Below are 12,605 nucleotides of genomic sequence, written 5' to 3' on the forward strand. Positions count from 1 at the left end.
GAACCCTTTCGTGACCGTCGAACGACGCCTGGCACGCGACCCGATCGCCATTGTCGGGATGTCGGGTCTGCTGCCCAAGGCACACACCCACCGCGAGTACTGGCAGAACATCATCGACGGCGTCGACTGCACCTCCGAGGTGCCCGCGTCGCGCTGGAGCTTGGACGACTACTACGACGCCGACCGCTCGGCGCCGGACAAGACCTATTCGCGCCGTGGCGCTTTCCTGCCCGATGTCGCGTTCGATCCGCTCGAGTTCGGGCTGCCGCCGAACCAGCTCGAGGTCACCAGCACCATGCAGACCCTGAGCCTCGGGGTGGCCCGCGACCTGCTGGCCGATGCCGGCGCGACCGGTTCGCAGTGGTACGACCCCGCGCGCACCGGCGTGGTGCTCGGCACCACCGGCCCGGTGCCGCTGATGCATCCGCTGGCGGCGCGCCTGTCGACGCCGGTGCTGGCGGAGGCGGGGCGGTCGATGGGCCTGTCCGACAGCGATGTCGCGGAGATCTCGCGCCGGTTCGTCGCCGCGTTCGCGCCGTGGGAGGAGAACTCCTTCCCCGGCCTGCTCGCCAATGTGGTGGCGGGCCGGGTGGCGAACCGGCTCGGGCTCGGTGGCATGAACTGCACCGTCGACGCGGCCTGCGCGGCCTCGCTGGCCGCCATCCGCACCGCGATCGCCGAACTGCAGGACGGTCGCGCCGACATGATGATCACCGGCGGCGTCGACACCGAGAACTCGATCTTCATCTACCTGTGCTTCAGCAAGGTCGGCGCGCTCTCGCCGACCGGCCGGATCAGCCCGTTCTCCGCCGAGGCCGACGGCACCCTGCTGGGCGAGGGCATCACCATGCTCGCCCTGCGCCGCCTCGCCGACGCGCGCCGCGACGGCAACCGGATCTACGCGGTGATCCGTGGCCTCGGCTCCTCCAGCGACGGCCGCTCCAAGAGCATCTACGCGCCGCGCGCGGAGGGGCAGCGGGTCGCGCTGGACCGCGCCTACGCCGACGCGGAATGCTCACCCGCCGACGTCGAACTGATCGAGGCGCATGCCACCGGCACCGCCGTCGGCGACAAGACCGAGCTGACCGCGCTGAAAGGGCTGCTCGCCGAGGCCAGTTCGGAGACCGGTTTCGCGGCGCTCGGCAGCGTGAAGTCCCAGATCGGGCACACCAAGGGCGCCGCGGGCACGGCCGGGGTGATGAAGCTGGCGCTTGCCCTGCACCAGAAGGTGCTGCCCTCGACGATCAATGTCGACGCGCCCAACAGCGAGATCGACGCCGCCCGGACGCCCTTCTACGTGAACACCAGGACCCGCCCGTGGGTGCGCGACCCGCAGCGCCCGGTGCGCCGGGCGGCCGCCTCGGCGATGGGCTTCGGCGGCACCAACTTCCACATCGTGCTGGAGGAAGCCGACCAGACGCGCGGGCAGGTCCTGCACCGGGTGCCGCGTGCGCACCTGTGGCACGCCCCCGATGTCGCCGCGCTGATCGACGTCGTGCGCAGTACCCCCGGCTCCGACGGTGGTGACATTCCGGCCGGGCACGCCAGGATCGGCTTCGTCTCGGTCGACGAGGACACCGCCGCGGACCTGCGGACGCTCGCGGTCGACGAACTGGTCCGCGATCCCGATGCCGCGCAGTGGGACCACCCCGAGGGCGTGTACTTCCGCGCAGCCGCCGTACCGGACCCGAAGGTCGGTGTGCTGTTCGCGGGGCAGGGCAGCCAGTACGTGGACATGGGCCTGGACGCCGTGCTGAACAATCCGCCCGTCGGGGCTGCGTTCGACGAAGCCAACGCCGCGTTCGTCGGCGCCGAGCAGCGGCTGGGCGCAGTGGTGTTCCCGCCGCCCGCGTTCACCGAGCAGGCCCGGGCCGAGCAGGAATCCGCCCTGCGCCGTACCGAATTCGCACAGCCCGCCATCGGCGCGCTCGCGGCCGGGCAGTTCCGGGTGCTCACCGAATTCGGACTCAGGGCCAACGGTTACCTCGGCCACAGCTTCGGTGAGCTGACCGCGCTGTGGGCATCCGGCGCGCTGAGCACCGAGGACTTCTTCGGTCTGGCCAGGGCGCGTGGTGCGGCGATGACGGTCGCCGACGACGCGGAGGCAGGCACGATGGTGGCCGTCAACGCGGCCCGCGACGAGGTCGCCGAGGTGATCGCCGATCTGGACGATGTGTGGATCTGCAATCACAACGCGCCCGACCAGATCGTGGTCGGTGGTGGACCCGACGGCATCGCCGCCTTCACCGCGCGGAGTTCGGAGAAGGGATGGGCTACCCGGGATCTGCCGGTGGCGGCTGCGTTCCACACCCCGTATGTGGCGCACGCGGTCACCGAATTCGGTGCCGCCGTCGAGGAAGTCGACATCGTCGAGCCCGACGCGCGGGTCTATGCCGACACCGCGGGCGCGTCCTACGGCGCCGATGTCGCCGCCAACCGGGCGACCCTGACCGAGCAGCTGAGCCGGCCGGTCGAGTTCGTCGACGCGCTGCGGGCCATGCACGCCGACGGCTGCACGATCTTCGTCGAGTGCGGTCCGAAACAGGTGCTGACCTCGCTGGTGCGGCGCACCCTCGGCGAGGACGTGATCGCCTTCGCCACCGATTCCGGACCCATCGGCAACGGAGACGTGGCACTGAAGCGGGCGGCCGTCCGTCTCGCCGTCCTCGGTGTCGAGATGTCGGGCATCGATCGCTACGCCGCCCCCGCCACCGAGCCGACCACCCCGGCGGCAAACCGGATGACTGTGACCCTTTCAGCCCCCGAATACGTTCCGGCCACCCGCCGCGCCGCCTACGCCGAAGCGTTGTCGGGCGACTACCGCATCCAGCTCGCGGCCGATACTGCACCACGCTCCCTCGCCGCACCTGAACCTGCGTCCGCACTTGCTGATTCACTCACCGCGTCCCCGCGGGGCGGCTCGACCCTGCCCGATGTTCCGGCGACTGTTCCTGGTTCGGCCGTGGCGGATTCGCGTGCCGTGGTCGACGGCTGGACCGGCACTCCGTCGCACCCGATCTCCGAATCACCTGCCGTATCCGAACTTTCGCACCATCCCTTGGTGCCCCCGCTCGTGGAGGAACAGCTCGTGACTATCCCCGTCGACCCGCTCGATACCGCACTCGTCCAGCATCTGGACACGCACCGGCAGTACCTCGACGGCCAGCTCGATCTGGCCCGGGGGCTGGCGGGCGCGCTGAATACCGGTGCCATCGACGACCGCCTGCTGCGCGCCATCGAAGCCGTGAAGGATCACGGAGTCGCCATCAGCGAAAGCCACTCGCGGGCAAGCGAAGTGCTCGCCCAGCTGGCCGAGATCGAAGGGGGAGCCGCCGGTTCGCACTCGGTGACCAGTTACCGGGCGACCCCGCCCGCGGTGAACGCCCCCGCGCCGACCCAGGCCTTGACAGCGGCGCCCACACAGGCCCCGGCGAACGGCCACCTACCCGCGCCGGCCCCGCTATCCAGCGGTACCGCCCCCACGAACACCGTGCCCGGTTCGGTGACTTCCGCCGCAAGCGGCACCGCCTACCCCACGGGTCATCAGGCCGGTCAGAATTTCACCGGTGCGAGCGACACCGCACCGCTGGCAGCCGGGACTGTGCCGGTGGCCCACGAGCACGCAGCGACGTCGTCGGCAGTCGCGCAGACAGCCGCTCGCACAGCGGGTTCCGACCTCCAGAACTTCGCCGTCGATACTGAGCAGGGAGCGCCGGGGGCGCAGGCGCTGAACGGCGAAGCGATCCGCGCGGCACTGCGGGAAGTGGTCGCGGACAAGACCGGCTATCCGGTCGAGATGGTCGATCCGACAATGGATCTGGAAGCCGATCTCGGTGTCGATTCGATCAAGCGGGTGCAGGTGATCGGCGCTCTGCAGGAGCGGTTCCCGTCGCTGCCGAGCCTCGGCCCCGAGCAACTGGGTACGCTGCGCACCCTCGATCAGATCGCCGATCTGCTCGCGGCCGACGCGTCGACCGAAGCTACCGGCGGGTCTGTCGCGGCGGGTGCGGCGAGCGGCACGGCCGCGCCGACCGGTGGTTCGGCGGCTAGGGACGAGATCGCCTCAGCCGACGCGGGGTTCACACACTCCGCCGAGACCCTGCGGCAGGCGCTGCGGGAAGTGGTCGCCGACACAACCGGGTACCCGGTCGAGATGGTCGATCCGGCGATGGATCTGGAAGCGGATCTGGGCGTCGACTCGATCAAACGGGTCCAGGTGATCGGCGCATTACAGGAACGGTTCCCGACCCTGCCCAGTCTCGGACCCGAACAACTCGGCACACTGCGCTCGCTGGATCAGATCGTGGCCGAGCTGGCCGGGGGTGATGTCCACCCAAAAGCTGAAGCCGCGGCCGAAACGCCGCGGCATGTCGTCGAACTCGTCGAGCTCGCCCCGGTCGACCTCGCGGTCGAGCCGTATCGGCCCGCGGGCCGGGCGCTGGTGGTGTGCCTGGACGAGTCCGCCGAAACCGACGTGGAGGCGATCGAGGAAGCGCTGCGCGCGCTCAGCTGGACGGTGCGGCGGGTCGAACCCGGCGCCGACACCGGCGCCGCCGACCTGTGTGTGGTCGTCGCGGGTGTCGCCACCGAGTGGGCCCAGGCCGAGCGGATCCTGACCGAGACGATCCTGGTCGCCGGCCGCGTGGTGCCCGCCCTGCGCGGTGCGACCGGGCGCGCCGGGTTCGTCACGGTCACCCGGCTCGACGGTCATCTGGGCCTGCGCGGGGACGCCGACCCGGTCCACGCCCTGCTCGGCGGGCTCGGCGGTGTCGTGAAAACGCTTGCCGCCGAGGAACCCACACTGTTCTGCCGCGCGCTCGACATCGCGCCTGCGGCGACTCCGGCGCGGGTGGCGCGGATCGTGCTCGAGGAGCTATGCGACGCCGCAATCGACACCGTCGAGGTCGGCGTCGACGCCTCGGGCCTGCGTCGCACACCGGTGCCGAGCAGGCACAAGCCCGCCGTCGTCACCGAGATCGTCAGCACCGCAACGGAGTTCGGGCCGACGCTGCTCACCGAGGACGATCTGCTGCTGGTGACCGGCGGAGCCAGGGGAGTGACGGCGACCTGCGTCCTCGCGCTCGCCCGGCACAGCGCGGCGCGTTTCCTGCTGCTCGGCCGTACCACGCTCGGTGCGGAGCCCGCCTGGGCGGCCGGTGTCCCCGACACCGACCTCAAGCCCGCCGCGGTGCGCGCGCTGGCGGGAACCGGCGTGCGGCCCAAGGACATCGAGCGGGCCTGCGGCGAGATCCGTGCCGTCCGTGAGATCCGCTCGACCCTGGCGACGCTCGGCGACCGCGCCGACTACCTGGCCGTCGACGCCACCGACGCGACGGCACTCGCCGAGGTCGTCGCGCCGTGGCGCGACCGGATCACCGGTGTCGTCCACGGCGCCGGGGTGCTGGCGGACTCGATGATCCCCGACAAGACCGCCGACTCGATCGCTCGCGTGCTGCGCCCGAAGCTCGGTGGTCTGGCCGCCGTCCTCGCCGCGGTGGGCGAGCCGAAGGACCTGGTTCTGTTCACCTCGGTGGCGGGTCTGTTCGGCAATGCGGGCCAGGCGGATTACGCCGCCGCCAACGAGGCGCTGTGCCGGTTCGCGGTGAGCTGGCGGCGCAGGCATCCCGGGCACCGCGTCACCGCGATCGACTGGGGCGCGTGGGACGGCGGCATGGTGACCGCCGACCTGCGCGAGCACTTCCGGGCGCGCGGCATCCCGCTGCTGGCCCCGGCCGCGGGCGCGGCCGCCTTCACCACCCAGTTCACCGAGGACCGCAGGCCCGAGCCGATCCTGCTGGTCGGCGCCGCCACCGCCCTGTCGACCGGCGAACACGTGCCCGCCACGGTGCGGGCCCGTCGCGACATCGCGGGCTTGATCGACGAACCCGTGATCGAGGCACACCGCATCGGTGACCACATCGTGCTGCCCGCCACCTTCGGCCTCGGCGCGATGATCCACCTCGCCGAGCGAACCAGGCCGGGCCGCACCGTGGTCGGCGTCCGTGACTACCAGGTGCTCAAGGGACTCGTCTTCGATCATCCGGTCACCGCGCTGGAGATCGAGCTCGTCCCGATCGACGACCTCGACGGCCGTACGGCGGTTCGCGCCACCGTCTTCGACGGCAAGCTCGCACACTTCCGGGCGACCCTGCTGCTGGCCGCGAACCCGGACGGCGGTGCCACGCAAACGATTCCCGCCGGACCGGGCACCCCCGCGGACCGGATCTACCGGGACGCCATCCAGTTCCACGGTCCCGCGCTGCAGGGCCTGCGCGCGATCCGGGCCGAGAGCGACAGCGCGATCGTCCTGGACTGCCACCTGCCCACCGACCCCGTCGCCACAGGCGCCTACGCGGGTCACCTGCACGACCCGGTCGCCGCCGACCTGATCCTGCAGGGCCCGCCCGTCCTCGGTCACCGACTGCTCGGCACGGCCTGCCTGCCCCTGGGCGTGGGCCGCATCGACTACCACCACCCGCTCCCGACCACCGAACCGTTCGTCCTGGTGGTCGACAACCCGCGCGCGAGCAGGTTCGAAGCCCGCATCGACGCCACCGCACTGTCCACCGACGGCACAGTGTTGCAACGCTTCTCGGACGTCACCGTCCTCACGACGCCCGACCTGACGGACAAGTTCCAGACCTCGGTGAGGAAGTGGACCCGATGACAGCCCTCGACTTCGACGGCATCGCCTTCGACCCGACCGGCGCGCCCCCCGCCCAACCCGCCCTGACGGCGCCGCCGCACACCGCGCCACCCGCGCGGTCGGTGCCCGACTCCGCACCCGCCCGGTCGGTGCCCGACTCTGCAGCTGCCCGGCCTGCGCCCGACTCCGCACCTGCCCGGCCTGCGCCCGACTCCGCGAGCCGGGCGAGTGACCCCGCCTCGGTAGGGACGCCCGCCGGGCACGCGATTGTGCCCGATGGGCGCGCAGTGGAATTCACTCGGCAGACGCGGGATGGCGCCCAATCCGCAGGGGAACGTGCCACAACTGTGGGACCGCCCGCGATCGCTGAGACGAGTGAGGGGAGCGCCGCCGCACCTCGCGCCGCCATCGCCGAACTCCGCACCGGCGTCGTCACCGCCCACCGCGCCGCCCTCGCCGCGCAAGTCGCTCTACAGCGTGCGCTGTATACGCGCATAGTGGGAACACCCTTGTCCAGCAACGACATTGGCGTCCAAGCGGCGGACTCCATCGCAGTTCGGGGTGCGGCGGACTCCGCTGCTGTGGCGGGGAAGCTGCGTGCGGCGGATTCCGCTGTGGTGCCCGCCGGCGAGGGGGCATCGGTCGCGCTCCACGATGTGCCCGGTGGCGCAGCCGACGACGCAAGAATCTCCACCGCCGTTCTCGGCGGGCATCAGGCTCGGGTATTCGGTGCCGCTGTCGAGTCACCCGCGAACCGCGAGGTGTCCGCAGGCGAAACGAGCGCCGAACTACCCGACACCGGGATCGCGGACCCCATCGCGGGCGTACAACGGTCCATGGCAGGCCCCGGCGCGGTAGCGCCCGGCCACCATGGCACGGCACCGGTCGGCGCCGCGGCACCGGTCGGCGATCGAGCATCCCGCGCGTCCGTCGCCGCCGCCAGAGAAGGCGCCTTCAAGCCACTGGCTCGCACCACGCGCACCGAGTTGGACCGCGCGGCGCTCGAGTCGCTCGCCGCGGGCGCGATCGCGGAGGTGTTCGGGCCGGGTTACCGGCGCGACGGAGTCGAGGTCGCGGCGCGCCTGGCCGCCGGAGAACCGTTGGTGCTCACCGCGATCGAGGCGATCGAGCTCTACGGCGGTACGGGTGACGGCCGGGTCGTCGCCCGGTACGACGGCGCGCCCGACGTCGCCGCCCGCCAGGCCGCCGAGGTGTTCGCGCTGTTCACCGGCATGCACCTGTGCCTGTCGGGGAGCACATTGACCGCGGCGACCGAGCCACTTCGAGCGCCGAGCTCTCCTGCGCGTCCCGTGGGCCAGGGGTACTCGACCGGTTCTGCTGTCGCCGGACGCGTCGCGGCCCACAGCACCTTGGAGCTCATCGTGAGCGCCCTGGATCTCGTACCCCGTCCGCACGTCACGGGCACGGTGAGTTTCTCCGCAGGGGAGCCTGGTCTGTCCGTGGAGGTCACCGTCACCGAGGCATCCGGCGCGGGTGTCGGCCCCGGCGAGGCCGTTCCGAGCTTGCTGCTCAACGAATTCCACATGACTCACCTGGCCCGTGGCGACCAGGCGATCGCCATGGGCCCCGAGTTCGCGGAGTACACCGGCGTCCGCGCGACCCGACTGCCCACCGGCGGCCTGCTCCTGGTCGACCGGGTGCGCGAATTCGACGGTGCGCGAGGCACTCTCGACCACGCCGCCTACACCACCGAGTACGACTCGCCCGCCGACTCCTGGTACTACGCCGACACCGCCAACGAATCCATGCCGCATTTCGTGTACATGGAGACCTCACTGCAGGCGGCCCTGCTCATGGGCTACTACGCGGGACCGACGCTGACCCAGCCCGGTACAACTCTCAGCCTGCGCAATCTCGGCGGCACGGCGACGGTCCTGCGCCAGGTCGACCTGCGCGATCGCACCATCGAACAGTCCTCACGGCTGCTGTCGACGACGATCCTGCCCGGCTCCTCCCTGCAGACGTTCGACTACACGCTCAGCGTCGACGGCGAGCCGTTCTACACCGGCGAGACCATGTTCGGCTACTTCAGCGACGAGGCACTCGCCAACCAGACGGGGCTCGACGCCGGGCGCCCCGCACCGTCCTGGCTGGCCGAGAACCCGACGGCCGAGGTTCGGACGATCGACGTGGCCGCCCGCCGCGCCGACCCGACCGCGCCCCTGTGCTCGCGCCGCACGCTGGCCCTCATCGACCGGGTCGACGTGATCGACGGCGGCGGGAAACACGGTGCGGGATACCTGCATTCGCTGCGGCCCATCGACCCGACGGATTGGTTCTTCGCCCGCCACTTCCATCTCGACCCGGTCATTCCCGGTTCGCTCGGCGTCGAATCGGTGATCCACGCCGTCCAGGAATGGCTGCTGGACGCGGGTCACGCCGCGGACATGGCCGACCCGGTGTTCCGCATCCCAGCCGACATTCCCTTCAGCTGGCGCTACCGCGGCCAGTTCCTGCCCACCGACGGCACCGTGGAACTCGAAGCCCACGTCAAGGCGCTGCGTCGCGGACCACACGGGGTGACGGCGGTGGTGGACGGCTCGCTGTGGAAGCCGGGCCTGCGCATCTACGAAGTGACCGACCTGGCCGTCGAACTCGTCGATCGGAGAGCGTGATGACCACGATGCGCACCGTGGCGGTCGCCACCACCACCGAGGCCATCACGGCCCTGCTGCTCGATCTGGACTCGCCGGTCTGGATCGTCCGCGCCGGCGGACAGGTCGGCGCCACCGCCGACCGGACCGTCGCCGCGCGTGCCGAGGTGCTCGCCGCGGTCGGCCCGCTCCCGCCGGAACGCCTCGGCGACAGCGCGTTCCGGACAGCTCACGGCGTCCGTGCGGCCTACGCCGCGGGCGCGATGGCCAACGGCATCGCCTCGCCCGCCCTGGTGAAAGCCATGGCGCGGCACGGCTACCTGGCCGCCTACGGCGCCGCGGGTGTCGCACCGGCCGCGGTCGACGCGGCGCTGGGCGAGCTCGCCGCCGACCTGGGCGCACAGCCGTTCGCCTGCAACCTCATCCACAGTCCGAGCGAACCCGCGTTGGAACGTGCGATCGTCGACGCCTGTCTGCGGCACGGTGTCGGCTGCGTGGAGGCGTCCGCCTTCATGGACCTGACCGCCGAGGTCGTGCGCTATCGAGCCCTCGGCCTCCGCGTCGACCAGCGTGGCGACATCGAGATCGGGCACCGGGTGATCGCCAAGGTCTCCCGGGTCGAAGTCGCCGAACTGTTCCTGCGTCCGGCACCGGCCCGGCTGCTGCGCGAGCTCGTGGCGGCGGGCCGGATCACCGCCGAGCAGGCCCGTCTCGCCGAACAGGTGCCGATGGCCGACGACATCACCGCCGAAGCCGACTCCGGCGGCCACACCGACCGCAGGCCGCTGACGGTGCTGCTGCCGGAACTGATCACGGCCCGGGATCGCCTGGCCGCCACGGTGTCCGGCGCCGACCGCGTCCGGATCGGCGCCGCCGGTGGCCTCGGCACCCCCGACGCCGTCGCGGCCGCCTTCGGGCTCGGCGCGGCCTACGTGGTGACCGGGTCGGTCAACCAGTCGGCCGTCGAGGCGGCGCAGTGCGGTGCCACCAAGACTCTGCTGGCGCGCGCCGAGTTCGCCGACTGCGCCATGTCGCCCTCGTCGGACATGTTCGAACTCGGGGTGCAGGTGCAGGTGCTGCGCCGGGGCACGATGTTCGCGGCCCGCGCGCAGAAGCTCTACGACACCTACCGCGCCTACCCGGGGCTCGACGCGCTGCCGGCCGCGCTGCGCGCCGAGCTGGAAGCCACCCTGTTCCGCAGGCCGCTCGACGAGGTGTGGCAGGAGTGTGTCCGGTACTTCACCGAGCGCGACCCGGCCCAGCTGAGCGGGGCCGAGCGGGACCCGAAGGCCAAGATGGCGTTGGTGTTCCGCTGGTACCTCGGCCTCTCCTCGGGCTGGAGCATCCGCGGCGACGCCGACCGGGTCACCGACTACCAGATCTGGTGCGGGCCCGCGATGGGCGCCTTCAACACCTGGACGGCCGGAACCCATCTCGCCGCCCCGGAGAACCGCGCCGTCGCCGAGATCGCAGGCCAGCTCCTGTTCGGCGCCGCTTACCTCACCCGCGTCGCCCAGCTGCGCACCGCGGGTGTGCGGCTGCCCGCCGCCTGCGCCCGTTACGTCCCACGCCCGCTGGAGGACCGATGACCGTCGTCGACACCACCGCGACCACCGGCACGGCCTGGATGCTGTGCCCGGCCTGCGACACGATGATCTACCGCAAACGCTACGAGCGGGCGAGCCGGGTGTGCCCCGAATGCGACGGCCACGGCATGCTCACCGCCGACCAGCGCGTCGACCAACTCCTCGACGCCGACTCGGCCAGTCCGATCGCCACCGCGGCGACCGTCACCGACCCGCTGGGGTTCACCGACACCCGCGCCTACCCCGAACGGATCAGGCAGGCGCGCGAGAGCACCGAGCTGCCCGACGCGATCCGCTGCGTGCGCGGCACCGTCGACGGCACACCGATCGTGTTGGCGGTCATGGACTTCCGCTTCCTCGGCGGCAGTCTCGGCAGTGCCGTCGGCGAGGCGGTGACCGCGGCGGCGGAAGCGGCGCTGGCGGACCGGGCGCCGCTGGTGCTCGTGACCGCCTCCGGCGGGGCAAGGATGCAGGAGGGCATCGTCGCGCTCATGCAGATGGCCAAGACCAGCCGGGCGCTGCGCCGTCTCGACGACGCGGGCGTGCTGACCGTCTCGATCATCACCGACCCGACCTACGGTGGTGTCGCGGCGTCGTTCGCCACCGCCACCGACATCATCGTCGCCGAACCCGGTGCGCGACTGGGCTTCGCGGGGCCGCGGGTGATTCAGCAGACCATCGGCCAGACCCTCCCCGAGGGCTTCCAGACCGCGGAATTCCTGCTCGAGCACGGCATCGTCGACATCATCTGCCACCGCTGGGCGCTGCGCACCCGGCTCGCCCGCCTGGTCGCGACAACCGATCCGTCAGCGCGCCGCACCGAATCCGGTGACGCCGACGCCGTGATCACCGACCCCGCCGCTCTCACCGTCGGCGAATCCTGGGATCGCGTGCGCGCGGCCCGCAGGCTCGGCAGGCCGACCACCCTGGACTATCTCGCCGGTGCCTTCGACGATTTCGTCGAACTGCACGGCGACCGCATGTCGGCCGACTGCCCCGCCATGATCGCGGGCCTGGCCCGCCTCGACGGCCTGCCGGTCGTGGTGCTCGGCACCCAGAAGGGCCACACCGGGCCCGAACTCACCGAACGCAACTACGGGATGCCAACCCCGGCGGGCTATCGCAAGGCCATCCGGGTGCTGCGCCTGGCCGCCAAGCTCGGCAGGCCCGTCGTCACACTGGTGGACACCGCGGGCGCCTATCCCGGCATCGAGGCCGAGGAACAGGGTCAGGCGGTGGCCATCGCCGAATCACTGAAACTGCTGGCCGGACTGCCCGTGCCGGTGGTCACCGTGATCACCGGGGAAGGCGGCAGCGGCGGCGCGCTCGCGCTCGCCATGGCCGATCGAGTCCTGGTGTGCGAGAACGCCATCTACTCGGTGATCAGCCCCGAGGGCTGCGCGGCCATCCTGTGGAAGGACCCGGCCGCCGCGCCCCGTGCCGCCGCCGCCCTGCGGGTGGACGCGGCCGCGCTGCTCGAGCTCGGCATCGCCGACGCCGTCGTCCCCGAACCGGCCGGTGGCGCCGACCGCGATCCAGTCGGCGCGGCGGCGCTGCTGCGGCGGGCGGTGCGCCGATCCCTCCACGAGCTGGCGGCCTGCCCGAGCGCCGATTTGATCGCCCGGCGGCACAACCGTTTCCGCGGCTACGGCCTGGCCCGCGACCTCCCGGAGACCTCGTGGTCGGCTCCCTGATCCGCCGTCCGTTGACCGCTTTGCGACAGAGCTTGTGGAGCACCGACCAACCCGCACAACGAGA

General features: G+C 71.7%; 4 protein-coding genes. All 4 read left to right on the forward strand.

Features of this window, described 5'->3' with window-relative positions; translation table 11 throughout:
* The first annotated feature begins 10 nt into the window (after positions 1 to 10).
* From ACWEVR_RS20660 to accD, 4 genes are read left to right on the forward strand one after another with little or no spacing between them, the layout of a single operon-like run.
* On the forward strand, positions 11 to 6,667 hold the full coding sequence (locus ACWEVR_RS20660) for an SDR family NAD(P)-dependent oxidoreductase (RefSeq protein ID WP_452468273.1): 6,657 nt from the start codon (positions 11 to 13) through the stop codon (positions 6,665 to 6,667).
* Positions 6,664 to 9,282 (forward strand): beta-ketoacyl synthase, encoded by a 2,619-nt coding sequence (locus ACWEVR_RS20665; RefSeq protein WP_452468274.1) that lies wholly within the window; start codon positions 6,664 to 6,666, stop codon positions 9,280 to 9,282. The genes ACWEVR_RS20660 and ACWEVR_RS20665 overlap by 4 nt, the downstream gene beginning before the upstream one ends.
* On the forward strand, positions 9,282 to 10,850 hold the full coding sequence (locus ACWEVR_RS20670) for a PfaD family polyunsaturated fatty acid/polyketide biosynthesis protein (protein WP_452468275.1): 1,569 nt from the start codon (positions 9,282 to 9,284) through the stop codon (positions 10,848 to 10,850). Before ACWEVR_RS20665 ends, ACWEVR_RS20670 begins: the two co-directional genes overlap by 1 nt.
* A complete protein-coding gene (accD, locus tag ACWEVR_RS20675; protein WP_452468276.1) occupies positions 10,847 to 12,541 on the forward strand; it encodes an acetyl-CoA carboxylase, carboxyltransferase subunit beta in 1,695 nt (564 codons plus the stop codon). The genes ACWEVR_RS20670 and accD overlap by 4 nt, the downstream gene beginning before the upstream one ends.
* Positions 12,542 to 12,605: the final 64 nt, after the last annotated feature.

Source organism: Nocardia sp. NPDC003979 (assembly GCF_053605015.1).